The sequence below is a fragment of the Phenylobacterium sp. P4_E10 genome (genome assembly GCF_056401675.1).
The window spans coordinates 93,962-118,385 of record NZ_JBFUIW010000012.1; the positions used below are offsets into that span (position 1 = coordinate 93,962).

General features: G+C 66.8%; 23 protein-coding genes and 1 tRNA gene. 12 read left to right on the forward strand and 12 right to left on the reverse strand.

The window, feature by feature from the left end:
* Positions 1-133: 133 nt before the first annotated feature.
* From AC1DQJ_RS14930 to AC1DQJ_RS14940, 3 genes are all read right to left on the reverse strand, one after another.
* Positions 134-640: a c-type cytochrome gene (locus tag AC1DQJ_RS14930; protein ID WP_477604642.1), complete on the reverse strand. Its 507-nt coding sequence runs from the start codon at positions 638-640 to the stop codon at positions 134-136.
* Between the two features lie 41 nt (positions 641-681).
* A complete protein-coding gene (locus AC1DQJ_RS14935) occupies positions 682-1,167 on the reverse strand; it encodes a YaiI/YqxD family protein (protein WP_477604644.1) in 486 nt (161 codons plus the stop codon).
* Positions 1,168-1,238: 71 nt separating this feature from the next.
* Positions 1,239-1,898, reverse strand: a complete 660-nt coding sequence (locus AC1DQJ_RS14940; RefSeq protein WP_477604646.1) for a choice-of-anchor C family protein — start codon at positions 1,896-1,898, stop codon at positions 1,239-1,241.
* A gap of 131 nt (positions 1,899-2,029) precedes the next feature.
* On the opposite strand from AC1DQJ_RS14940, the gene AC1DQJ_RS14945 reads away from it, so the two are divergent.
* The 3 genes from AC1DQJ_RS14945 to AC1DQJ_RS14955 all read left to right on the forward strand — a co-directional run bounded on the left by AC1DQJ_RS14945 (position 2,030) and on the right by AC1DQJ_RS14955 (position 4,234).
* Positions 2,030-2,105, forward strand: a tRNA-Thr gene (locus AC1DQJ_RS14945).
* Between the two features lie 104 nt (positions 2,106-2,209).
* Entirely contained in the window at positions 2,210-2,740 is a 531-nt protein-coding gene (locus tag AC1DQJ_RS14950; RefSeq protein WP_477604648.1) for a hemerythrin domain-containing protein, read from the forward strand.
* Positions 2,741-2,821: 81 nt separating this feature from the next.
* Positions 2,822-4,234, forward strand: coding sequence for an amidase (locus tag AC1DQJ_RS14955; protein ID WP_477604650.1), 1,413 nt, complete (start codon positions 2,822-2,824; stop codon positions 4,232-4,234).
* On the opposite strand, the gene AC1DQJ_RS14960 is transcribed toward AC1DQJ_RS14955, so the two are convergent.
* The 4 genes from AC1DQJ_RS14960 to AC1DQJ_RS14975 are packed head-to-tail and all read right to left on the reverse strand — an operon-like array spanning position 4,231 to position 8,203.
* Entirely contained in the window at positions 4,231-5,022 is a 792-nt protein-coding gene (locus AC1DQJ_RS14960) for an ABC transporter permease (protein WP_477604652.1), read from the reverse strand. The two genes, AC1DQJ_RS14955 and AC1DQJ_RS14960, sit on opposite strands and share 4 nt — an antisense overlap.
* Complete coding sequence (locus AC1DQJ_RS14965; RefSeq protein ID WP_477604654.1) at positions 5,019-5,918, reverse strand: ABC transporter permease; 900 nt, start codon at positions 5,916-5,918, stop codon at positions 5,019-5,021. The genes AC1DQJ_RS14960 and AC1DQJ_RS14965 overlap by 4 nt, the downstream gene beginning before the upstream one ends.
* A complete protein-coding gene (locus AC1DQJ_RS14970; RefSeq protein WP_477604656.1) occupies positions 5,915-7,078 on the reverse strand; it encodes an ABC transporter ATP-binding protein in 1,164 nt (387 codons plus the stop codon). The genes AC1DQJ_RS14965 and AC1DQJ_RS14970 overlap by 4 nt, the downstream gene beginning before the upstream one ends.
* A gap of 12 nt (positions 7,079-7,090) precedes the next feature.
* Complete coding sequence (locus tag AC1DQJ_RS14975; protein WP_477604658.1) at positions 7,091-8,203, reverse strand: polyamine ABC transporter substrate-binding protein; 1,113 nt, start codon at positions 8,201-8,203, stop codon at positions 7,091-7,093.
* Positions 8,204-8,297: 94 nt separating this feature from the next.
* Between AC1DQJ_RS14975 and AC1DQJ_RS14980 the strand changes: the two genes are divergently transcribed.
* Both AC1DQJ_RS14980 and metG read left to right on the forward strand, forming a co-directional pair.
* Entirely contained in the window at positions 8,298-8,639 is a 342-nt protein-coding gene (locus tag AC1DQJ_RS14980; protein ID WP_477604776.1) for a DMT family protein, read from the forward strand.
* 53 nt (positions 8,640-8,692) lie between these two features.
* Positions 8,693-10,507, forward strand: coding sequence for a methionine--tRNA ligase (gene metG, locus AC1DQJ_RS14985; protein WP_477604660.1), 1,815 nt, complete (start codon positions 8,693-8,695; stop codon positions 10,505-10,507).
* Between the two features lie 84 nt (positions 10,508-10,591).
* On the opposite strand, the gene AC1DQJ_RS14990 is transcribed toward metG, so the two are convergent.
* Entirely contained in the window at positions 10,592-11,461 is an 870-nt protein-coding gene (locus AC1DQJ_RS14990; protein WP_477604662.1) for a PhzF family phenazine biosynthesis protein, read from the reverse strand.
* Between the two features lie 70 nt (positions 11,462-11,531).
* Between AC1DQJ_RS14990 and AC1DQJ_RS14995 the strand changes: the two genes are divergently transcribed.
* On the forward strand, positions 11,532-11,834 hold the full coding sequence (locus AC1DQJ_RS14995; RefSeq protein WP_477604664.1) for an ArsR/SmtB family transcription factor: 303 nt from the start codon (positions 11,532-11,534) through the stop codon (positions 11,832-11,834).
* Here AC1DQJ_RS14995 and AC1DQJ_RS15000 read toward each other — a convergent pair.
* Positions 11,831-13,087 carry a S41 family peptidase gene (locus AC1DQJ_RS15000; protein ID WP_477604666.1) on the reverse strand — a complete coding sequence of 419 codons (1,257 nt, stop codon included), beginning with the start codon at positions 13,085-13,087 and terminating at the stop codon, positions 11,831-11,833. The two genes, AC1DQJ_RS14995 and AC1DQJ_RS15000, sit on opposite strands and share 4 nt — an antisense overlap.
* Before the next feature lie 112 nt (positions 13,088-13,199).
* A complete protein-coding gene (locus AC1DQJ_RS15005) occupies positions 13,200-13,679 on the reverse strand; it encodes a hypothetical protein (RefSeq protein ID WP_477604668.1) in 480 nt (159 codons plus the stop codon).
* Between the two features lie 49 nt (positions 13,680-13,728).
* Between AC1DQJ_RS15005 and AC1DQJ_RS15010 the strand changes: the two genes are divergently transcribed.
* The 5 genes from AC1DQJ_RS15010 to AC1DQJ_RS15030 all read left to right on the forward strand — a co-directional run bounded on the left by AC1DQJ_RS15010 (position 13,729) and on the right by AC1DQJ_RS15030 (position 21,126).
* Complete coding sequence (locus AC1DQJ_RS15010) at positions 13,729-15,747, forward strand: esterase/lipase family protein (protein ID WP_477604670.1); 2,019 nt, start codon at positions 13,729-13,731, stop codon at positions 15,745-15,747.
* Positions 15,748-15,997: 250 nt separating this feature from the next.
* Positions 15,998-16,777 carry a hypothetical protein gene (locus tag AC1DQJ_RS15015; protein ID WP_477604672.1) on the forward strand — a complete coding sequence of 260 codons (780 nt, stop codon included), beginning with the start codon at positions 15,998-16,000 and terminating at the stop codon, positions 16,775-16,777.
* Positions 16,778-16,781: 4 nt separating this feature from the next.
* The gene (locus AC1DQJ_RS15020; RefSeq protein WP_477604674.1) at positions 16,782-18,221 is read left to right on the forward strand and encodes a peptide MFS transporter; all 1,440 of its coding nucleotides are present in this window, start codon (positions 16,782-16,784) and stop codon (positions 18,219-18,221) included.
* Between the two features lie 165 nt (positions 18,222-18,386).
* Entirely contained in the window at positions 18,387-20,384 is a 1,998-nt protein-coding gene (locus AC1DQJ_RS15025) for a winged helix-turn-helix domain-containing protein (protein WP_477604675.1), read from the forward strand.
* Between the two features lie 82 nt (positions 20,385-20,466).
* Positions 20,467-21,126 (forward strand): peroxiredoxin, encoded by a 660-nt coding sequence (locus AC1DQJ_RS15030; protein ID WP_477604677.1) that lies wholly within the window; start codon positions 20,467-20,469, stop codon positions 21,124-21,126.
* Between the two features lie 21 nt (positions 21,127-21,147).
* Here the strand turns inward: AC1DQJ_RS15030 and fabA are convergent, their stop codons facing one another.
* Positions 21,148-21,678, reverse strand: a complete 531-nt coding sequence (fabA, locus tag AC1DQJ_RS15035) for a bifunctional 3-hydroxydecanoyl-ACP dehydratase/trans-2-decenoyl-ACP isomerase (RefSeq protein WP_477604679.1) — start codon at positions 21,676-21,678, stop codon at positions 21,148-21,150.
* 303 nt (positions 21,679-21,981) lie between these two features.
* Between fabA and AC1DQJ_RS15040 the strand changes: the two genes are divergently transcribed.
* Positions 21,982-23,517, forward strand: coding sequence for a hypothetical protein (locus tag AC1DQJ_RS15040; protein WP_477604681.1), 1,536 nt, complete (start codon positions 21,982-21,984; stop codon positions 23,515-23,517).
* Positions 23,518-23,588: 71 nt separating this feature from the next.
* On the opposite strand, the gene AC1DQJ_RS15045 is transcribed toward AC1DQJ_RS15040, so the two are convergent.
* Complete coding sequence (locus tag AC1DQJ_RS15045; protein WP_477604683.1) at positions 23,589-24,242, reverse strand: choice-of-anchor C family protein; 654 nt, start codon at positions 24,240-24,242, stop codon at positions 23,589-23,591.
* Positions 24,243-24,424: the final 182 nt, after the last annotated feature.

The window sequence follows — 24,424 nt, forward strand, 5'->3', positions numbered from 1 at the left end:
CCGGCTGCGACAAGGGGGTGTCACAGGCGCCGGCGCAGGATCTCGGCTGACAGATGCAAGCGCAGCCTCGACCGCATGATCCTGCGGCCGTTCCATATTCTCGTCAAGGTTGATGTTTTGGAGAGTTAGCGTCTCACGACGCTGGCGGCTTGTAGCCCGTCTCCACCTTCAGATAGGCGATCAGGTCCACACGATCCTTCTCGGTCTTGAGGCCGGCGAACGACATCTTGGTGCCGGGGAGGAAGTCGCGCGGCTGGGCCAGCCACTTGTCCAAATGCTCGGCGTCCCAGTTGAAGCCGGCGTTCTTGACTGCGTCGGAGTACTTGTAGCCTTCCAGGGTCCCGGCCTTGCGCCCGAACACACCATGCAGGTTGGGGCCAGTCAGGTTCGCGCCGCCCGGCACGATCGTATGGCACGACCGGCACATGCCGAACTTCATCTTGCCGTTCTCGATGTCGGCGGTGTTGTAGGGTGCGGGCAGGCTGGACAGCAGGGCCTGCTTCTCGGCAGCCGTGGGCTCGGGCGGCGCAGCGGCCTCGGTGGCGGCCGGCGACGCGGGGGACTTCTCGCCGCCGCCCTGGCCGCAGCCGGCGAGCAGGGCGCAGGCCCCCACTAGCGTCAGCATGGTCGCGTTGCGCATTGTCTCGAACCCCTTGGCTAACAAACGTGACCGCAAGCTAGTCATGCGCCGCCGCGTTGCAAGGCGCGGCGTCGGCGTTCCTTCTGGATTGTCTCGTCCAGGCTCTGCAAGAAGCGCGAGCGATCGTTGCGGTCGAACGGCTTGGGTCCGCCCAGGATCTCGCCGGTGGAACGCAGTTGCTCCATCAGAGCGCGCTGAGCGATGGCCGCGCCGATCGAATTCTCGGTGAAGGGCTTGCCGTTGGCGGCCAGGGCGTGGGCGCCGGCCTGCAGCACGCGCTCGGCCAGCGGGATGTCATTGGTGATCGCCACGTCGCCGGGCGCGATGATCTCGGCGATCCAGTCGTCGGCGGCGTCGGGGCCGGCGTCGACGATCATCCTCGCCACCAGCGGCGACTGCGGGATCTGCATGAAGGCGTTGGAGACCACCCAGGTCTTGAGGCCGTAACGCTGGGCGACCTTGTAGATCTCGTCCTTCACCGGGCAGGCGTCGGCGTCGATGAAGATCTCGATGGGCTTGCTGGTCACTGGACCTTCCGAACACGAAAAACGCCGCCGGCCTGATGACCGGCGGCGTCCTTCATAGTGCCTGTAGGCGATCAGGCGAAGGCGAGAGCCTGCTTGCGGCGCGAAGAACGGACCATGCCGCCGACGCTGGCGAAGCCGACGATCATCATCGCCCAGGTGGCCGGTTCCGGGACAGCCGACGAAATCGAAACGTTGTCGAGCGCCGGGCCGTATGGGGTGTGGGTCTGCGAGTTGAACACCAGGGTCGACGTCGTGTCGAACGCGGTGAACATGTAGCTGAACTCCTTCCAGCCCATGTTCTCCTTGGTGTTGCCGGCGCCGACGTTGAAGGTGAAGCTGTTCACCCAGTCGCCGCTGACCGAGGTCGCGACAAACTTGTCGCCCAGACCGCCGTCCGGGTTGCCGGCCAGCCAGAAGGTGACCTTGTAGGCTTGGCCCACGACGGTATCGATCGTTTGCTGGATGCTGCCGCCGTTGAGCGCGGAGAGGTCGACGCTGCGGACGCCGTCGGCGGCCTGCCAGTAGGAGCCGACATAGTCGACGCCGTTGCCCTTGACGGTCCAGCCGTCGATGCCGGTGCTGTTGTGACCCAGCGTGATGAACGAGCCCGGGTTCACACCCGACTCGAAGCTGCCGTTGACGACGCTGGCGGCATTGGCCGAACCGGCGCCGAGCGCTGCGGCGACCGCGAAAGCTGCGCCCACCAGCAGAGTCTTCGTCTTGGTCGTCATTTGTGAGTCTCCAAATGGGATTCTGTCCAGGTGGACGAGGGGAGCGTCGCAATAGGCGTGCCAGATGCGGGGGGTTGGCAGCGGCGGCGGGGCGTGGCATCGGTCCCGCGGCGACGTTGCGCGTCGCAGGGGCCGGCTTAGCTCAGCTGGTAGAGCAGCGGTTTTGTAAACCGAAGGTCACGGGTTCGATTCCTGTAGCCGGCACCATCGCCCCGTCGGACTCCCGACAGAGGAACCGTCTTCGCGCCCTGGGATTGAGGGTCTGACCCTTTTTCGGCGCGGGTGCGTCGACACCTCCCTAGGAGTACCCCATGACCACTACCACTGCGCTCGACGCCATCGCCTTGCTGAAGGCCGATCACCGCAAGGTCGAAGGTCTGTTTGAGGATTTCGAGAAGGCCCGTGGCCCGGCGCGCAAGGCTGCGCTGGTTCGGCAGATCTGCATGGAGCTGACCGTCCACACCATGATCGAGGAGGAGATCTTCTACCCGGCCTGCCGCGGGAAGGTCGAGGAAGACACCTTGGACGAAGCCTATGTCGAGCACGACGGGGCCAAGATGCTGATCGCCGAACTGAGCGAGAGCGAGCCGGACGAGTCCTTCTACGACGCCAAGGTCAAGGTGCTGTCAGAGGAGATCAAGCATCACGTCAAGGAAGAGGAGATGCGCTCCGAGGGCATGTTCGCCCAGGCCCGTGACGCTGGCCTCGATATGGACGCCTTGGGCCGCCAGATGGCCGTCCGCAAGGATGAGCTGAAGGCTGAGTTCGAAGCCGACGGCCTGCCTGTGCAGCAGACCCATTCCATGAAGGGCGCGCCGGTCGAGCACGTCGGGATGGTCTGAGGCGACGATCCGACCGAGCCGGGGCTTGGCGCGCTCTGGCCCTCGTGCTCCCTTGTCGAAAACGACAACGGGAGGCCACCGATGAACTTCGAGGACTATCGCAGGCACGACGCCGTTGGCTTGGCCGGCCTGGTCTCCAGCGGCCAGGTCAGTCCTTCGGAACTGCTCGAGACCGCGGTGTCGCGGATGGCCGAGGTCAATCCGAAGATCAACGCGGTCACCATGGATCTCACCGAGTGGGGCCGCCAGGACGTGCAGCGCCACATCTGGAGCGGACCGCTGGCCGGCGTGCCGTTCCTGCTCAAGGACCTGGGCGCACAGCTGGCCGGCTCGCCGACCAGCGCCGGCTCAGCGGTATTCAAAGACATCACCGCCAGCTCCGATAGCGCCATCGTCACCGCCTACAAGCAGGCGGGCTTGGTCACCTTCGGCAAGACCAACACCCCGGAATTCGGCCTGATGCCGGTGACCGAGCCGGTCCTGTTCGGCCCCTGCCGCAATCCATGGGACGTCCATCGGACACCGGGCGGATCATCGGGCGGGGCTGCCGCGGCGGTCGCCGCGGGCATTGTGCCGGCTGCTCACGCCAGCGACGGCGGCGGGTCGATCCGCACGCCCGCCTCGGCCTGCGGCCTGTTCGGCATGAAACCCTCTCGCGGGCGGGTCTCGTTCGCCCCGACGGGTGAGGGCTGGGGCGGCGCCTCGATCCAACACGCGGTGACCCGATCGGTGCGCGACAGCGCCGTGTTGCTGGACATCGTCTGCCAGCCGCAGCCCGGCGATCCCTATTTTCTGGCGCCTCCCGAGCGGCCGTTCTTCGAGGAGGTCGATCGCGACCCTGGGAGGTTGGCCATCGGCTTCACCACAGCGGCCCTGGCCTCGAGCGGGCTCGATCCGGAGTGTGCAGCGGCGGTGCTGGAGTCGGCGAAGCTCTGCGAGAGCCTAGGCCACATTGTCGAGGAGGTGCAGGTTCCCGGCGATCTTGCCGCCATGCAGCAGGGGGCCGGCGATGTGATCGCGGCCAGCATTGCCGCCACCCTCGACGCCGAGGGCGAGCGGCGCGGGCGGCCGGTCGTCGAGGGCGAAGTCGAGATGCTGACCTGGCTGATGTACCAGCGCGGCAAGCAGGTCTCAGGCGCGAACTACGTCCGCGGACTGGCGGCTATCCATGCCTACGGCCGCGCGGTGGCGGGCCTGTTCCAACGCTACAACGTGCTGCTTCTGTCGACCCTGGGCAGCCCGGCCATTCCGGTCGGACATCTGACCGAAAACGTGCGCGAATACACCCAGCGCCTGTTCCACTTCATGCCCAACACCCAGGCCTTCAACAACACCGGCCAACCGGCGATGACCGTGCCCCTGGCCCAGAGCAAGGGCGGCCTGCCGATCGGCATGCAGTTCGTTGCGCGGATGGGCGAGGAGGCGCTGCTGTTCCGCCTGGCGGGGCAACTGGAGAAGGCGCGGCCCTGGTTCGACCGCGTGCCGACGCTCTAGGCGTCGGCTTTGCGCCGGCGCATCTGGAACAGGTAGACGGCGATCACGCCCGTCGCGACCATGCCGATCAGCAGGGTCGAGACGGCGTTGATCTCAGGACTGACCCCCAGCCGCACCTGACTGTAGATGCGCATCGGCAGCGTCGTGGCGCCCGGGCCGGACGTGAAGCTGGCGATCACTAGGTCGTCGAGCGAGAGGGTGAAGGCCAACATCCAGGCGGCGGCGACGGCCGGGGCGATGTTGGGCAAGGTCACCAGGAAGAAAGCTTTGAATGGGGGGCATCCCAGGTCTTGGGCGGCTTCCTCGAATTGGCGGTCGAAGGCGGCCAGACGGGCCTGGATGACCACCGCGGCGTAGCAGGTGGTGATGGTCGCGTGGCTCACCGTGACCGTCCAGAAACCGCGCGGCAGGCCAAGCGAGACGAACAGAAGCAGCAACGACAGGCCAAGGATCACCTCGGGCATCACCAACGGGGCGAACACCATGCCAGAGAAGAGCGTCCGGCCGCGGAAGCGCCCGGCCCGCACCAGCGCTACGGCTGCAAATGTGCCCAGGATGGTGGCGATGGTCGCCGAGATCAGCCCGACCCTGAATGTGACCCAGATGGCGTCCAGCAGCTGTTCGTTGCGGAATAACGACGCGTACCACTTGGTGGAGAACCCGCCCCACACCGTCACCAGCCGACTGGCGTTGAACGAGTAGATCACCAGCAGCACGATCGGCAGGTAGAGGAAGCCGAAGCCGACGATCAGGGCGGTGAGGTTGAACCAGGTCAGCCCGCGCTTCATCGCCCAGCCTCCATCAGTTTGGCCTGCTGGCGCTGGTAGAGGACGATGGGAACGACGAGGGTGAACAGCAGCACGATGGCCACGGCCGAGGCGGCCGGCCAGTCGCGGTTGGCGAAGAATTCTGTCCAGATGACCTTGCCCAGCATCAGCGTCGAGGAGCCGCCCAGCAGGTCGGGGATCACGAACTCGCCGACCATCGGGATGAAGCAGAGCAGGGATCCAGCGGCCACGCCCGGCAGCGAGATCGGGAAGGTCACGCGCCAGAAGGCCTGGAGGGGCGTGCAGCCGAGGTCGGCCGCCGCCTCCAGGAGGTCGTGCTCCTGGCGTTCCAGCACCGCGTAGAGCGGTAGGACCATGAACGGCAGGTAGGCATAGACGAGGCCGATATAGATCGCCGTGTCGGTGTTGAGGATGGCGACGCTCGGCAGGCCCACGGAGTGGAGCACGACGTTCAGCAGGCCTTCGGGCTTCAGTATGCCAATCAACGCATAGACCCGGATCAGGAAGCTGGTCCAGAACGGCAGGATCACCGCCATCAGCAACCCCTGACGAATCCCCGGCGAGCAGCGCGACATGGCGTAGGCGAGAGGGTAGCCCAGCAGCAGGAGGATGAAGGTGGCGACGGTGGCGAACTTCAGGCTGGAGAGATAGGCGACGATGTAGAGCCGGTCGGACGTCAGCCGGGCGTAGGTCTCGAAATCCAGGCCGGCGATGAAGGTCCTGATACCGGCTAACCCCGCCGACCAGTCGATGCGCGGGGCATAGGGCGGCATGGCCAGCGCCGTTTCCGACAGCGATAGCTTGGCCACCAGCAGGAACGGGAACAGGAAGAACAGGCCGAGCCACAGGAACGGCGCGGCGGCGGCCAGCGCCGTGCGGTCCCCGCGGCGCTTCACTGGGTCAGCACCACGCCCGCGTCGCGGGCGAAGGTCAGCCAGACATTGTCGTCCCAGTCGACGGGCCGATCCACGAAACGCGAGGCGTTGGCCCGGGCCGCGCGGATGGTCCGGCCGCTCTCAAGCTCGACCAGATAGGTGGTCCAGTCCCCGAGATAGCCGATGTCCGCGACCTTGCCGGCGATCCGGTTCGGGCCGGGCGGGGGTTCGTCCAGGTGCACCTGGATCTTCTCGGGGCGCACGGCCAGCCAAGCGGTCGCGCCGACCTCAATGCGGTCGTCCTCGACCACGTCGAAGCCTTGAGGGGACTCGCTGCTGGACATGCGGACTGTCGTTCCGTCCGCCAGCTCGGCCTTGCCTTCGAAGATGTTCACGTCGCCGATGAAATCGGCCACGTAGCGGGAGTTGGGCGCCTCGTAGACATCGGCCGGACGGCCGATCTGCACGATCTCGCCCGCCCGCATCACCGCGATCCGGTCGGCCGTGACCATGGCCTCTTCCTGGTCGTGGGTGACGATCAGGAAGGTCATTCCCAGCTGCTGTTGCAGCGCCATCAGCTCGAACTGGGTCTCTTCACGCAGCTTCTTGTCCAGAGCCGCGAGGGGCTCGTCCAGCAACAGCATCTTGGGTCGCGGCGCGATGGCGCGGGCCAGGGCGACTCGCTGGCGCTGGCCGCCGGAGAGCTGATGCGGCTTGCGTTTGGCCAGACCCTGAAGCCTGACCAGATCCAGCATCTCGTTCACGCGATCGGCGATCTGCGTCTTGTCCATGCCTTGCTGCCTCAGGCCAAAGGCGATGTTTCGCTCCACGCTGAGGTGCGGGAACAACGCGTAGGACTGGAACATCATATTGACCGGCCGTTCGTGCGGGGGCTTGCCCGCAAGGTCCTCCCCGGCGAGCAGAACCCGGCCCTCGTCGGGCGTCTCGAAGCCGGCCAGCAGGCGCATCAGGGTGGTCTTGCCGCACCCCGACGGGCCGAGCAGGGCGAAGAACTCGCCCGGATAGATGTCAAGGGAGACACCATTGACGGCGGTTTCGCCGTCGAAGCGCTTCACCACCTTTTCGAACCGCACCAAGGGCTTGGCCGTCGGGTCGGCCCATGGCGCGAAGGTCGAACGGACCGCGCCGATATTGAGGCGCGGGCGGGAGCGCTCGGTCATCGACCCTGCTTCCTACTGTCCGGTCTGCACCCGGGTCCACATGCGCGTCACCTCGCGCAGCAGATCCTGGTCCTTGGTGGTGGTCACGAAGAGGCGGCTGAACACCTCCGGCGTCGGATAGACGTTCGGATCGCCGCGAACCGAGGCGTCCACCATCGGCGTCGCCGGCAGGTTGGCGTTGGCGTACTGGGTGTAGTTCGACGCCTTGGCGATCACCTCGGGGCGCAGCATGTAGTCGAGGAACTTGTACGCGGCCTCAGGGTTCGGCGCGTCGGCCGGGATGGCGAACACGTCGAACCAGACCTGGCTGCCTTCCTTGGGGATGACATAGGCGAGTTCGACGCCGTTGTTGGCTTCGACGGCGCGGGTCTTGGCCTGGAGGATGTCACCGGAGTAGCCGATGGCGACGCAGATGTCGCCGTTGGCCAGGGCCTCGACATACTCCGAGGAGTGGAACTTGCGCACGAACGGCCGCGCCTTGACCATCATCTCGGTGGCGGCCTGATAGTCGGCGACGTGCTCGGAGTTCGGATCCTTGCCCAGGTAGTTGAGGGCGACGGCGTACATATCCTCCGAAGCGTCGAGGTAGTAGACGCCGCAGTCCTTCAACTTGGCCAGGTTCGCGGGATCGAAGACCACCGCCCAGCTGTCGATCTTCACGCCGGGCAGGCGCTTGGCGACTTCCTTGACGTTGTAGCCGATGCCGATGGTGCCCCACATATAGGGCACGGTGTATTTCTGGCCCGGGTCGAACGGCTCCATGTGGGTCATGACGTCTGACCACAGGTTCTTGTTGTTGGGCAGCTTGGATTTGTCGAGCGTGGCGAGCGCGCCGGCGGTGATGTAGCGCGGGATGTTGTGGTTCGACGGGGCGACGATGTCGTAGCCGGTGTTGCCCTGAAGGACCTTGGTCTCGAGGATCTCATTGGAATCGAAGGTGTCGTACTGCACCTTGATCCCCGTCTCCTTGGTGAAGTCAGCAAGGATCGCCGGGTCGATATAGTCTGACCAGTTGTAGATCTTCAGCGTCTGGGGTTTGCCGCCGCCGCCTTGGCCGCACGCCGCCAGGCTCACGCTCAGGAGCAAGGCCGCCGCCACCCCCAGAGTCTTTGTCCAACTCTTCATCCCGCTCTCCCACTCGCCAGGAGTGCAGCTTATAGGGCCAAGGCGTCGGAATTTAAGTGCTAATGCGCAAGGAGATTACCTAGTGCCCTTCAGTATGGCGACGATCGCACCGATCCTGCTGCTGGTGGCGTCCAACGTGTTCATGACGTTCGCCTGGTATGGACACCTGAAGGTGGAGCATCGGCCGATCTGGCTGCTGGTCCTGGTCAGCTGGGGGATCGCCTTCTTCGAATACTGTTTGGCGGTGCCGGCCAATCGGATTGGACGCGCCGTCTATTCGCCGGCCGAGCTCAAGACCATGCAGGAGGTGATCACGCTCGCGGTGTTCGCAGTGTTCTCAATCACCTATCTAGGGGAGCGGTTCACGCTCAACCACGCCGTCGGCTTCGGATTCATCGCAGTGGGCGCGCTGTTCGTGTTCAAGGGACCGCTTTAGCGCGCGGCGCGGGCGCCCTATAAGCCGCGCTCCTCCTCATTTCGAGAGCATCCATGTCCCGCATCCTCATCACCTCGGCCTTGCCCTACATCAACGGGATCAAGCACTTGGGAACGCTTGCGGGCTCCATGCTGCCGGCCGACGTCTATGCGCGCTTCCAACGCTCGCGGGGCCGCGAGACGCTCTACATCTGCGCCACGGATGAACACGGCACCCCGACCGAGCTGGCTGCCGCCGAAGCCGGCCAGGATCCGGCGACCTTCTGCGCCGCGCAGCACGAGGTGCAGCACGACCTGGGACGCCAGTTCGGGCTGTCGTGGGACCACTTCGGCCGTTCGTCCTCGCCGCAGAACCACAAGCTGACCCAGCGGTTCGCCCAGCAGCTTTGGGAAGCGGGCTTCATCGAGGAGCGGATCACCCAGCAGGTCTATTCCAACGCCGACAAGCGTTTCCTGCCCGACCGCTACGTGATCGGCACCTGCCCGCACTGCGGTTACACGGCGGCGCGCGGCGACCAGTGCGAGAACTGCACGCGGGTGCTGGACCCGGCCGACCTGATCCATCCGCGCTCGGCGGTGTCGGGGTCCGAGGACATCGAGATCCGCGACTCCAAGCACCTGTTCCTGCGCCAGAGCCTGTTCTCGGATCGGCTCCGGGCGTGGATCGACGGCAAGAAGGGGCAGTGGCCGCTGCTGGTGACCTCCATCGCTTTGAAATGGTTGGATGAAGGGCTGCAGGACCGCGGCATCACGCGCGACCTGGAGTGGGGCGTGCCGGTCAACGCCTGGCAGTGGGGCCCCAACCCCGAAGGCAAGACGCCCGACATCGAAGGCTTGGCGGGCAAGGTGTTCTACGTCTGGTTCGATGCGCCGATCGAGTACATCGCCGCGACCTGGGAATGGGCCGACGCCCGTGCGGCCGAGGCTGGGCGCGGTCCGGCCGAGGATTCCGAGTGGGAACGTTGGTGGCGCGGGCCGGAGGCGGCGGACGTCACCTATGTCGAGTTCATGGGCAAAGATAATGTGCCTTTTCATACGGTTGGCTTCCCCTGCACCTTGATCGGGATCAACGAGCGGCTGCAGGCGGACGGCTCGTGGACGCCGGCGGACAACGCCCCCTGGAAGCTGGTCGACGAGCTTAAGGGCTTCAATTGGCTGGACTATTACGGCGGCAAGTTCTCGACTTCGCAGAAGCGCGGCGTCTTCATGGACCACGCGCTGGAGCTGCTGCCGGCCGATTATTGGCGCTGGTGGGTCACCGCCAACACCCCGGAGACCTCGGACTCGACCTTCACCTGGGAACAGTTCCAGGCGCAGGTGAACGCCGACCTGGCCGACGTCCTGGGCAATTTCGTCAATAGAATCCTGAAGTTCACCGAGACCCGCTTCGAGGGTGTCGTACCGGCAGGGGGCGCGCCTGCCGAACTGGAAACCCGCCTATATGCCGATGTGGGCGCCAAGCTCGCCGAGCTCACCGAGCTCCTGGAAGCGCGCGAATTCCGCAAGTCGACCACCGCCCTGCGGCAGCTCTGGGTGCTGGGCAACCAGTACCTGACCGAGGCCGCGCCCTGGACCGCGATCAAGACCGACCCGGAGCGCGCGGCGGTGGTGGTGCGCACCGGGCTGAACCTGGTGGCGCTGTTCGCCAAGGTCTCCGAACCCTTTATTCCCTTTGCCTGCGAGAAGATCGCGCTGGCGGTGGGCGAGCCGTTCCCCGGCGTCTGGCCGACCGGCGAGGGCGCCGCGGTGCTCGACATCCTGCCCGCCGGCCGCACGGTCGCGGCCCCGGAAGTGCTGTTCAAGAAGGTCGAGAACGACCAGGTCGCCGCCTGGTTGGAGCGGTTCGGCGGACCCGAGGCGGCCGCCTAACCGCCCATCGGCGCTATCGGCAGGGCGAGGCGCTATCGGCGCCTCGTCGGCAGGTTTTCCGCGCGAAATCCCACCATCGTGCCGTTAGGCGAGGCTGGCCTCGCCGCGCAGCACCGGCACGCAGCCGCCGCCGATGGTGGCGCGCACCCCGTCAGCGGCCCGGCGGGCGCTGGCCCGCAGCTTCGAGGGCCGGCCCATCTCGACGCCCTGGATGATGTCCCAGGCGCCGGTCTCCTTGTCCGTCAGCGAGAGCAGCAGAGCGGCCAGGGTAGCGTTGGCGCTGCCGGTGGCCGGATCCTCGACCGTGCCGGAATTGGGCGCGAACATCCGCGCTCGCAGGCGGCCCTCGCCATCATGGGCGTAGAGGTGCAGCGATAGGCGGTCGCCGAAGTGCGGGTAGTCGATCGCCGCCTGCTTGAAGGCGGCGAGGTCGGGAGCGGCTCGGGTCAGCGCCTCGGGCGTCACCTCGGCGAACACGAAGGCGACGCCGACCGAGGCCTCGACGGGGGCGTGGCCGGCGGTCACGAAGTCGTCCGGCGACAGCCCGGCGCAGGCGGCCGTCACATCCAGGGGCAAAGGCTCGCCGAGCGACAGGGGCTGCGGCGCGGCGATGACGCCGCCGCCGTCCACGATGCTGACCTCGACGATGCCGGCCGGAACTTCCAGCCGCAGGGCCTCGCCCCGGCCCATCTGAGATAGCGTCCAGCCGGTCCCGACCGACGGATGGCCTGCGAACGGCATCTCGGCGGTGCGGTTGAAGATCCGCACGCGGGCGGTGTTGGCCGGGTCCTGCGGCGGCAGAACGAAGGTGGTCTCGGACAGGTTCATCTCGGCGGCAAGGGATTGCATCTGCGCGTCGGTCAGACCGCGGGCGTCGGTAAACACGGCCAGCGGGTTGCCGCCGAAGCGGGTGTCGGTGAACACGTCGAGGGTGACGAAGGGATAGCTGGTCATATGCGCCGTCCAGGCCGGAGAAGGGAGAGCTCCGGCTTGACACAACTTAGTCAATTGGCAAAGTCCCAACATGGACATCGCCCATCTGCTGCGCGCTCTCGCCAACGAGCGCCGGCTCCAGATCCTCGACTGGCTGAAGGACCCGGTGGCGCATTTCCCGCCGCAGGTGGACGGCGACCTGGTCGCGGACGGGGTCTGCGCGGTGTTCCTGGCCGAGAAGCTTCAGGTCACTCAGCCGACCCTAAGCGAGCACATGCGCATCCTGGTGCAGGCCGGTCTGGTCACCGCGACGAAGATCAAGCAGTGGACCTTCTACCGCCGCAACGACGCCCAGATCGCCCAGGTGATGGAGCGGATCGCCGGCGCGGTCTAGTCGGCCCGGGCGAACCGCGCCGACTGGCCGGTGCTGAGGCTTAGGACCATGCCGGTGATCTTGCTCGCGGCGTCGCGGTCGAAGGTCACCTTGCTGGGGATCGCCGCGCCCTCGACGACGAAGGTGTCGGGTCCGATGGGTTTCAGTGACAGCGGCGAACGGCGGCTCTGGACGACCTGCAGGCGGCCGTCCTGCATGACCACCTTGCGCGAGCCGTAGGCGCCGGCGTAGTCGGCCAACGCCTGGACCTGAACGGGCGGCTGCAGGGCTTCGAGCGCCCAACGGCCTTCGGTCGCGAGCGCCGGTTCGCGCTGGCTCTCCAGCACCTTGGCCAGGGCTAGCTGCTCGGCCTTCACCAGGGCGTCGCCGGACGAGACCTTCACGTCCGGGATCACGCCGGCCCCCTCCCAGTTCGTGCCGGTGATCGGGTTCACCGGGCTGCCGTCGGAGATGAAGGCGGCGAACCCGTCGCCGACCGGGAACTCTTCACCGGGGTTCGCGCCGCCGATGCTGGCCTCGCCGACTATGACCGCACGCTTGGCCGCCTGCAGGATGTAGCTGAAGCTCTCCGCCGCCGAGGCGCTGCGGCCGTTGACCAGGACGTAGAGCGGCTGGTCGAGCCGGCGGCCGGTTTTCGGCGGGGCCGGCGGACCTTCGAGCTCGTCGGCCCCGCGGGTCTTGAAGGTGTTGTAGACGTTGGCGCCTTCCGGCACGAAATGGCTGACCAGATAGGCGACCATGGCGGGCGAGCCGCCGATGTTGTCGCGCAGATCGAAGATCACAGCGTCGGCGCCCGCCGTCATCGCCATGGCGGCGTCGGCCATCTCCTTCGCCGGGCCGTCGAGGCCCTCGAAATGCGCGAAATAACTCATTCGCACGACCGCCACTGCGCCCGGCCGTAGCTCGGCTGCGCGGAAGCCGTAGTTCTGGCGGCGCTCCGAGCTCGCCGGCGCCGGGGTGTGGGGCGCAGCAGGCGGCGGCGACGCCGACCAGCTAACCTGGAAGTGGGCGTCGTGCGGCTTGAGTCGGACGGTGAGCGCGTTCGCCAGATCTTCTGGCACGGCGTAGCGATCATAGTCGCCGCGCGCCGCCTCGGCCTTGAGTTCGGCGGCGAGCTTGGCGCCGCGGTCCTTGTCGAAATAGCGTTTCGAGATCTCGTCGGCGACCTGGCCGACCACCTCGCGCGGCGGCGCAGCCTGAGCGGTTCCTGCCAGCAGCAAGGCCATCGCGGCCCCCAGCATCATCTTGCGCATATTGGACGGCCCCCTTGCCGCCGCCGCCGAGGCGGCGAATTTGAATGCACGAACGCATGCATTCTGTTCGACGCGAACGGCCAGCCTGACCATGCCTGTCCGTCGAAAGCGCTCAACGGTGCGACAAGGAGATGAAGGCGAATGCTCGGGCGTCGCCCCCGCGGTTCGTGGGTGCTCCCACCCGTCGATGAGGAGCTTGGCTGCTGACCCGCGCGGCGAAGACCTCGCGGGGCGCGTGGCCGCCCCAGTCTGAGATGCCAGGCCGTCCTGGACCGCCTCGCTCGACCGGGCCTTGGACGCCCATTTCCTGCATCTCGGCGATCAAGCGCATGTCGGGCGAGTTTGGTCGTTCGGCTCCGCGACGCGCCTGTGTTTCGAGGCTAACGCGGCTCAACTTTTGCGAGCCGAGGGCCCAGTCAATGAAATCGTGTCCGGTGATCTGCGCCGTCGTTTCACGTACTTTGCCGGCGCTCGCGATCAGCTTGATACTGTCGAGCACGGCCTTCTCGACCTCGGCCGCCGCCGCCCAATGCACGCGCGGCTGGACGGGATCGGTGCAGTATTCTCGATCCCAGGCCAACAACAGTTCCAAGACCGTGGAGCGCGTGTCCCGCAAGGGCACGGACACGACGAACTGGTCAATGACCTATGAGTATGCGGCGCAGGTCGCGGTGCGCGCGGCGCCCGAGCCAGATCTCAGCGTCGGCCGGGCGAACATCACCCTGAACTCCGTCTCGACCGAGACGACCAACGCCCAGGACCAGCAGATTTGCCCCCATACGACCACGCCGCGCACCATGTCTGGCAGCTTCGTCACCAAGAGCGAGACCCGGGCGAACGCGAGCGGGCTGGAGACGAACGTCGACATCACGATGGATTCGGACGGGACCTATAGCGTCGGCGTCCGGCTTCCGGAGGTGAAGGGGACCGTTTCCGGATCAAATTCGTCGAGCTTCGCCGGCCAGTGCACCCCCAAGCAGGGCGTGAACCACAGCATCGCCGACACGCCAACCACCATCGACGGGTTCACGTTCTCCACCAGCGGCGAAGACCGAGTCCTGCCCTCCGATCCCAATCGGCTGTCCGGCAGCCACTCGGTCTCGTCCTATGGGGTGACCGAAACGCTTCGTTGGAATCTGCGCCGCTGCGGCGGTGACCTACGCCTGGTCGACGTCAAGTTCGAGGACATGCGCTTTCCGACCTGGGAGGCCTGGCAGGAAATCAACGAACAGAAGGGCACGATCGACGGCAACATCGTCCGGATCACCGCGGTCGTCGCCAATGACGGTCCCGACGAGAAGTCGGCCACGGTCAAGTTCCGCGACACCTACAAGGGCGACAAGTGGGACGGGTCTCGCCCCGACGGGCTGTTGGAGGAACTCGCCGTCAAGGTGCCGGCCGGCGAACAGCGCGAAGTCACGTTCAAATGGGATTCCTCGGGCTACGCCTGGTACGACGACGGCCGCCCGCGGTTGATCCAGCGCATCAAGACCGAGGTCGAGGATGCGGGCAAGAAGGTCGACGACAAGACCCTCAACCTGAAGATCGCGCCCAAGCCGATCGTGCTCGTGCACGGCCTATGGTCGAACTGGACGGCGTGGGAAAGCTGGCAGAACATCCTGACAACCACCCATTCCTATGACTGGAAGGCGTTCCCAGTCGGGCAGGAGGCCCAGCATGGCCGGATGAACACCGGCGAGGAGATGGGCAATCTCGGGCAAACCAACACTATCAGCCAGAACGCCATCGAGCTGGGGCTCTACGTCAAACACGCTCAGAAGGACCGCAACGCCTGGCACGTCGACATCGTCGCCCACTCGATGGGGGGGCTGATCAGCCGGCGCTACATCCACGCGACCATGCCGACCTATCCTGACGGCAAGCCGCAGGTCGCCCATCTGGTCATGCTCGGCACCCCCAACATGGGCAGCCGCTGCGCGGACCTGATCAGCGCCCCGCTGGAGGCCGCCGGCCGATCGATGGACGCGCTGCGCGAACTGCGGCCGAGCGTGGTCGCGGAATTCAACGCCACCCACACCGAACGCAAGGGCGTGGAGTTCTCCGTCCTCGCCGGGAACCCGTTGCCGGCCATCTGCTACATGTACAACGCCAACGACGGGGTGGTCACCGTTCCGTCTGCGACCTGGACCATCACGGACACTGAGCAGCAGAGCGTCCTGCACACCAGCATGACCGGCACGGAGGGCTTCTCATCGTTCGTGAAGCCGCGCGTCGCCATCGGACCCGGCAAGCAGAAATCGGCCGCCAAGCTGTCGGCCCTGTCGCCCGCGCTCAACGCGCTCGCCCAGGGGGCCGACGCCGCCGACAGCGGGCCTGCCGACGCCGCGTCGGTCGCGCCGGACTTCTCGAAGATCGTGAAGCTGGCGCCTGGCCAGACCACGACAGTCGCCATTCCGGTCAAGGAGGCGCGGAACCTCGGCCTGACCTTCGTCGCCGCGAGCAAGGTCTCGGCGACCCTGGCCGACGACAAGGGCGCTGTCGTCGGCGCCAACCTGGCCGGCAAACCCGAGGCCAGCCAGATCTTCCGGTCGCTCTTCGTCGACCGGCCGATCTCCAAGGGAAACTGGACCCTGACCCTGCAGAACGCCGACGAAGTCGAACGGGAGGTGGTGCTCTCGACCTGGTCGAGCGCCAGTTGAGACATTGAGCTCCACCGTTGTCGGCGCTTCCCGACGACAGCCCCGCGCAGGCGGCCGTCACATCCAGGGGCAAAGGCTCGCCGGGCGACAGGGGCTGCGGCGCGCGCCCGCCCTTCTGTTGAGTGCGTGACTGAAATCATCAGTTCATAAGCGAAAGATCACCGGCAATCGGTTGGCGCGGGACGCGTCATGGCCAAGCTTGGGTTCGTACGCTGCGCGGGGGGCGCGGCGCGAGAACTGGATGCAAATCATGAAGACGATGGCGGTGACTATCGGCCTGCTGTTCGCGGCTGGTCCGGCGATGGCGGCGAGCCCGTTCGACGGCACCTGGAAGCTGGATATGGCGTCGGCCAAGACCCCCGAGCGGCCGAGCGTGCTGGAGCTCAAGGACGGGGTCTTCACCTGCAACAGCTGCATTCCAGCCTACAGCATTCCGGCCGACGGTCGGTTCCATCCCCTCAAGGACAACGCCTATGCCGATCGCCGAGCGATCAGCGTCATCGACCCGCAGACGGTGATGCTGGTCACCATGAAGGACGACCGGGTCGTCATGAACGGCATGCTCCACCTGTCGGCTGACGGCAAGGAGATGAGCGCGACCTATGTCGATAGCTACACGGCCGGGGGAGCGATCACGAGCACCACCCGCCAGCGGCTGTCGTCCGGCCCGGCCGGGGCGCACCCGATCTCCGGCTCCTGGCGCATCGCCAAGTACGAAGACGCGTCGGACAATGCGGTACTGATGACCCTGGCCGTCGAGGGCGACAGCGTGCGATTCAGCTCCGCTACGGGCCTCAGCTATCAGGCGAAGGTCGGCGGTCCGGCGGTTCCACTGGTCGGGGATGTCGGCGGGGCCGTGGTGTCGGTGCGCCGTCCATCACCCAGCGTCATTGAGGAAATCAGCCTGCTGAAGGGCAAGGTCGTGCTGGTGCAGACCTACGCCGTGGCGGAAGACGGCAAGACACTGAAGCTGCAGGTGGACGACAAGGAGAGCGGCGCAAGCAGCGCGTTCACCGCCATCCGGCAGTAGGCGCATGCCGATGCTGGAAGACGGAACGGCGGCCTTGGGGGAGGTCGCCGGGAAGGAGAAGCGCTACCGAGAAAGGCTGGAGGACTCCGCGTTCTTCGGTCATCCACGCGGGCTTGGCTTCATTGTCGGGCTCGAGGCCTGGGAGCGCTTCTCCTTCTACGGCATGCAGGCGCTGTTGATGCTGTACCTGACGCAGCATCTGCTGGCGCCGGCGGTGGCCGACGGCGTCGTCGGCCTGACGGCGCTACGTCGGCTGGTCTCGCCGGATGGCTCGCTCAGCGACCTGGCGTTCGCGAGCCAAGTCTTCGGGCTCTATTCCGGATGCGTCTATCTCACGCCGCTGCTCGGGGCCTGGCTGGGCGACCGCGTGGTCGGCCGGACGCCGGTGATCACGCTGGGCTGCGTGCTGATGTCGGCAGGGCATCTGGCGATGGCCTCCGAGCGATGGTTCCTGGCGGCCCTGGCGCTGATCATCCTTGGGGCCGGCCTGGTGAAGGGCAATATGAGCGCCCAACTCGGCCTGCTCTACGGACGTGAAGACGACCGGCGCACCCGCGCCTTCGGCCTCTACCTGATCGCCCTAAATGTCGGCGCGTTGCTGGCGCCGCTGATCGCCGGCACGCTCGGCGAAAAGGTGGGCTGGCACTGGGGATTCGGCGCCGCGGCCGTCGGGATGATGATCGGCCTGGTCACCTATGTGGCCGGGCGCCGGCACATGCCGCCCGACACACTGGTCCGAGGCGAGAAGCCTCCGCCCCTAAGCCGCGAAGAGTGGCGCCGAGTGACCGTGATCGCCGGCCTGCAAATTCCAGGCCTCCTTTGCTATGCGGCCGCCTTCCAAAGCTACGGTCTGATGCTGGTCTGGGGCGAGAAGGCCGTTGACCTTCAGGTCGCCGGCTTTCGTCTGCCTGTGACCTGGTTGATCACCGCCGACGGCGTCATGACCATCGCCGGGGTGTATCTCGGGGCGGCTGTCTGGAAGGCGCTGGCGGCGCGTGGGCGCGAGCCGAACGACCTGAACAAGGCCGCCATCGGCTTTACGATGATATCGCTAGCCTTTGTCTACCTGGGCTTCGTCGCCAGGCTGCCGATCGCACCGCTGATCCTGTGGCTTCTGTTCTACGCGATCGCCGACGCCGCCTACGCCTGGATCGATCCGCCACAGCTGGCGCTCATCACCCGAAATGCGCCGCGCGCGGTGGCCGCCACAATCCTGGCGGCAGGCAGCCTCTGCACGGCCGGCAGCTATTTTCTGTTGGGCTGGTTGGGGCAGTTCTTCGAGGTGCTGGGGCCGTCGGCCTATTGGATGATGACCGCGGTCCTGCCGGGTCTGTCGGCGCTGGCGTACTTTCTGGCGGCTGGACGGGCGGGCCGCGTCCTGGACCTTGGAGCAACGGCGCCGGGGCTTGGGCCGAGCATCCCGGCGGCGGAGGTCGCGGCTTAGACCCGACTTTCGGTTCGCGGCCTTCCATCTCCGTTGCCGGGTTGAGCGAACGCTGCTTCCTTGGCGCCCTCCGCGGGGGGAGGGGATGGCGAGGTGACGCGGGGGGCGTCGCCGGCCGTCGCCGATCGTCACTGCGGCGAGAGGCAGGTCGTTTCCATGGCTGTCGTGGTCGCTCCGGCGATGACGGGCGGTTCTGCGCATGCCGCGCGCTCGCGGATTGTGCTTTCCGATCTTGGTGATTTCAAACTCGGCCGCGTGGACGTCTCGCCGTCCTTGCGCCGCTTGAGCCACGACGACGGGCGCGTCGAGGTGATCGAGCCGCGGGTGATGCAGGTGCTGGCCGCCCTGTCGCGCGCCGAGGGCGTGGTGATTTCACGCGAGGACCTGCAGGACAGCTGCTGGGACGGCCGGGTGGTCAGCAAGGGATCGCTCAATCGGGTGATCTCGATCCTCCGTGCATTGGCGGCCGGGATCGGGGCGGGCAGCTTCGAGATCGTGACCGTGAACAGGGTCGGCTATCGCCTCGACGTCTCGGCGCGGGCCGAGGCGGCGCCGGCCAAGACGGTCGACCGGCGCGGCCTGTTGATCGGAGCGGGGGGGCTCGCCGCGATGCTGGCGGGAGGCGGGCTGTGGTTGGCCGCGAAGCGCCGACTGGCGTCCGCGCCGCCGACGGTTGCGGTGATGCCCTTCGATGTCGCCGGTGCGCCGGGATGGATCGGCCCGGCCGTGGCCCGTGAGGTCCGCCAAAGCCTCTCGCGCATTTCCGGACTTCGCGCGGTGTCGGAGGCCTCGTCCTTCAGCCTCGCAGGCCAGGGTATGTCCGTCGCCGCGCTGGCCGGGCGGCTGGGCGCCGACCTGCTGGTGATGGGAAGCGCGCAGGGACGGGGAAGGGGGTATGCGGGCCGTGTCGAGCTGGTCGACGGGCGCGATCAGACGGTGATCTGGTCGGAGACGACGGCGGCGAGCGCCGACCTCGCCACGCTGGGCGCGCAGCTTTCGTCGCTGGTGACCGAACGTCTGGTGCGCCTCATCGCACCGGCGGCCGCGGGCGCGGCGCTGCCGCCGCGCCGGGCCTCCAATCCACTGGCCTTCCAGCATGTGCTGCGCGCCGAGGCCGCCTTCCTCGAGGCGCGGACGCTGCAGCTCGGCGCGCGAGATACGGGCGCTGCGGCCGATGAGGCCTATGCGCAAGCCAACGCCGCCCTTGTCATCGATCCGGGCGAGGTGAGGGCGCTGCTGGTGTTGTGGTCCCTGGCGCGAAACGGATGGTCCGAGCAGTTGATGGCGGGCCGACCCTCGGAAATGGACCTGACGGAATATTCGATGGGATTTGTGCGGCGGGCCTTGCTCGCCGATCCGAACGATCCGGCCGCCCTGGCGGCGCTCGGCGACCAGTATCGGCGCGAATGGCGGTGGGGCGAGGCCGAGGCGCTGTTGCGCCGGGCGATCATGGCCGATCCCGGCCTGGTCGAGGCGCGATGGGCCTATGGCACTCTGCTGGGGACGTTGAACCGATCGGCGGAAGGGATCGCGCAGGCGCGCGAACTGGTGTTGCTCGATCCGGAGAACGCTTCGCGCCGGGGCTATCTGCTGCCGCGGCTGCAGTATGCGGCGGGTGAGCGCAAGGCAGCCTTGGCGGGCTACGAAGCGATGTTGGCCAAGGGACGCGCCAACCTGTTCGACCTGCGCGAGCTCTACATGACCTATCTCACCGAAGGGAGCGCGGCGGGCCTCGACGAGCTGCTGGTTCAGGCGCGCGCGCTCCTGGGGGCGGGCGCCGATGGCGAGACCGGGCGGCTGCTGCAGCGGATCGGCGCCGCGGCTGAGGCGCTGCGCGGGCGGCCGCAAGGGTTGCTGGCGCTGATCGACGCTTCGATGCGCGATCTCGTCGAGCTCAATGCGACCCGCGGCGGGCGTCGAGGCAGCGACCTGATCTTCCTGGCCTCGCTCGAATACGCCTGGTGCGGGGCGGTGGACCCAGCGCTCGCGGCCTTGGAGCGGGCGGTGAACGCCCGGTCTCTGAACTGGACCGCCTCGCTGCCCTACGGGCGCAATCCGTTCCCGGCGCCGGTGCGAAGCCACGCCCGGTTCGCGGCGATCTGGAAGAGCGACCCGCGCCTGGCCGAACTGATGTCGCTGCGGGAGCGCGCACGGAGTTCCTAGGCTTGATCGTTGCGACCTCGCCTGCGACTGACGGGCGCAGAGAACTTTGGTATTTTGAAAACGCTTATCGAAAGGAACGCCGATGTCTCTCCGCATCAATTCCGAAGCCCCGAACTTCAAGGCGCAGACCACCGAGGGTCCGATCGATTTCCACGAGTGGATCGGCGACGGCTGGGCGATCCTGTTCTCGCACCCCAAGGACTTCACCCCGGTCTGCACGACCGAGCTGGGCTACATGGCCAAGCTGAAGCCTGAGTTCGACAAGCGGAACACCAAGGTCATCGGCCTCAGCATCGATCCGGTCGACAACCACGCCAAGTGGGCCCAGGACATCGCCGAGACGCAAGGCACGGCGCCCAACTACCCGATGATCGGCGACACCGATCTGGCGGTGGCCAAGCTCTACAACATGTTGCCGGAAGAGATCGAAGGCGGCTCCGAAGGGCGCACGGCGGCGGACAATGCGACCGTGCGGACGGTGTTCATCATCGGGCCCGACAAGCGCATCAAGCTGATGCTCGCCTATCCGATGACCACCGGGCGCAACTTCGACGAGATCCTGCGGGTGCTGGACTCGATGCAGCTGACCGCCAAGCACCGGGTCGCCACGCCGGTGAACTGGAAGGACGGCGACAAGGTGATCATCGTCCCGGCCGTCTCCAACGAGGAAGCCGCCGGGCTCTATCCGGCCGGTTGGGAAACCCTGAAGCCCTATCTGCGCCTGGTTCCGCAGCCGAAGTAGAAGCGGGTGCGGCCCGCGCCGTCAGGGCGTGGGCCGGATCATGCCGACCCGCAGGTCGGTCGCCCAGTAGACGCACTCATCGTCGGCGAACAGCTTGCCGCTGGCGACGCCCAGGGCGAGCTGGCCGCGGCGGGCCTGACGGATGCTGACCTCGTAGCGGACCAACTTCGTCCTCGGCGTGATGTCGCCGCGGAACCGGACCTCGCCGACCCCGAGGGCTCGGCCCTTGCCCGGCGAGCCCGACCAGCCCAGCCAATAGCCGAGCACCTGCCACATGGCGTCGAGCCCCAGGCAGCCGGGCATGACCGGGTCGCCAGGGAAGTGGCAGTCGAAGAACCAGAGGTCGGGGGCGATATCCAGCTCGGCGACGACTAGGCCCTTGCCGAATTCGCCGCCGTCGAGGCTGAGGCCGGTGATCCGGTCCATCATCAGCATGGGCGGGGCCGGCAGTTGCGCATTGCCAGGACCGAAGTATCCGCCGCGGCCAGAGAGGATCAGGTCGTCCTTGGTGTAGCTGGACTTGGGCGTATGGAACTCATGCGGATCAGCCACGGTGTTCGTTCCTCGGTTGGGCGGAGGAACAGAAGGGGGCTTGAGCGCGCGCCTGGCAAGCATCGAGGCGGACTGGGCCCTCGGGGCGGAACCCCGACCTCCGCCCCCCGGAAAGGCCGCCGAGGCCTGAAATTTTGGGGATACGCCTCAGGTGATCACCTGAGGGACCCCCGGGTAGCAACGGAGTGCGGCTCTACGGACGTCCTGCCATCAATGGGCTGGGCGCTACTGCTCCGCTAGGCGGCGGCCCCGCTGGGAATAGTCCCTAGGTCGGAGCCAGACGATGCGCTTGGGGGAGTTGGAATGAGGATCGCAGCCAATCCGAAGCGGATTCGGGCCGGAGCGGCGCTGGCCTGCCTGGGTCTTGGTCTCGCCGCGCTCGGCGGGGGGGCGGCCCGCGCGGATGAGGCCATTGTGGCGGACGCCGCGCCGGTGGCGACCGCAGACGCCCAGCGACTGCGCATGGAGCAGCAGCTGCGGGAACTTCAGAGCATGCGTTCGGACTTCGATCGTCGGATCCGGGCGATCGAGGTCGAGCTGCATGGGAGCGCGGCGCCGACGACGGCCGCCCCGGCCGCCCCCGCGCCCAGCGCAGCGCCGGAGCTGCAGACCGTGTCGCAGACCGAGCCGGAGCCGCCGGTGAAGTGGGGAGGGTTCGAGCCCGGCAAGGGCCTGATCCTGATGCGCTCCGATATCGGCGAGGTCGATCTGGGGATCGTCAGCTATCTGCGCTACCTGAACCAGGAAGGCATCGACGACAGCTACACCGACTCGTTCGGGCGCACGTTCCAGCTCGACCCACGGCAGGACTTCCAGCTCGCCAAGGTGCAGCTGACGTTCAGAGGTTGGCTGTTCGATCCGCGCTTCAACTACAACGCCTACTTCTGGACCTCCAACGCCAGCCAGGGGCAGGGGGCCCAGGTGGTCGGCGCGGGGAACCTGTCTTTCATCTTCAGCGATGCGCTGCGGGTCTATGCCGGCATCCATTCGGTGCCGTCGACGCGATCGACGAACCGGACCTTCCCGTACTGGGTGCGCAACGACAACCGGCCGATCGCCGACGAGTTCTTCCGCGGGTCCTACACCCAGGGTCTGTGGGCGGAAGGCAAGATCGCCCGCGGCCTGGATTATCGCGTGATGCTCGCCAACAACCTCAGCGCGCTCGGGGTCAATGCCGGCCAGCTCGATGGCAAGATCGACACCTATTCCGGCGCCCTGACCTGGATGCCAACCACGGGCGAATTCGGGCCGGCGGCCGGGTTCGGCGACTTCGAGGACCATCAGGACGTCGCGACGCTGTTCAGCGCCCACTACACCCACAGCACGGAAACGCCACAGTCGCAGCCGGGCACGGACTCCATCGAAAACACCCAACTGCGGCTGTCCGACGGGACCTTGCTCTTCCGGGTGGACGCCTTCGACACGCCGGGTCGGATCACCAGGGCCCGCTACCAGATGATGGCCCTGAACGCGGGCGTGAAGTACCGCGGCTACTCGTTGGAGTTCGAGTACTACGCGCGGTGGCTCGATGATTTTCGGGTCGAGGGGGTGATCCCCGTCAGCGATCTGTTCGACAGCGGCTTCCAGTTGCAGGCCGCCGCCATGCTGGTTCCCAAGACCCTGCAGCTCTATCTGTCGGGATCCCAGATCTTCGGCGAATACGGCGACCCCTACGACGTCGCGCTTGGGGTCAACTGGTTCCCGTTCGCGCGCCGCGACGTCCGGGTCAACATGATGGGGCTCTACACCGACAAGTCCCCGGTCGGGTACACGGCCTATCCGGTGCCGGTGGGCGCGGAAGGCTTCACCTTCCTGACGGACTTCTCGCTGGCCTTCTGATCCAGCGCGCAAAGAAAACGCCGCCGGCCCTGGGGACCGGCGGCGCTCGAAACCGTCTGGCTGCGGAAGTCTTAGGCCAGGGTCGCGCCGGCCACCTTGCGGCGGCTGCGGACCATGGAGCCGGCCGCGCCAAAGCCGATGATCATCATCGCCCAGGTCGCCGGTTCCGGAACGGCCGAGATCGACACGTTGTCGAGCGCCGGGCCGTACGGAGTGTGGGTCTGCGAGTTGAACACCAGGGTCGACGAGGTGTCGAACGCAGTGAACTCGTAGCTGTACTGCTTCCAACCCATGTTGTCGTGGTTGTTGGCGCCGGTGACGGTGAAGGTGAAGTTGTTCACCCAGTCGCCGCTGACCGAGCTGGCCATGAGCTTGTCGCCCGCGCCGGCGTCGGGGTTGCCGGCGAGCCAGAAGCTGACCTTGTAGGTCTTGCCGATGATCGTGGTGATCGTCTGCTGGATGCTGCCGCCGTTGAGCGCCGAGAGGTCGACGCTGCGCACGCCGTCGGCGGCCTTCCAGTAGCTGCCGACATAGTCGACGCCGTTACCCTTGACGGTCCAGCCGTCGATGGCGGTGCTGTTGTGGCCGAGGGTGGTGAACGAGCCCGGGTTCACACCCGACTCGAAGCTGCCGTTGATCAGCGTCGCCGCATTGGCGGCGGCGCCGGTGAGGGCGACGGCGGCGGCGACAGCCGCTCCGGTCGCGAACTTCGTTACTGCTTGCACTGGTAAATTCTCCATACGAACCGCGGACAACCCAAAATCGAGCGGCGCGGTCGGGGAGAGGCCTCACGCGCAGAACGTTGGTTGATGGGCTGTTAACCTCAGGCTGTATGGGACGGCAATCGAATTCGCGCCCTGCGGGTACATTGTTTGCATTTACCCGTTTCGGCTCGGAAATAATCCAG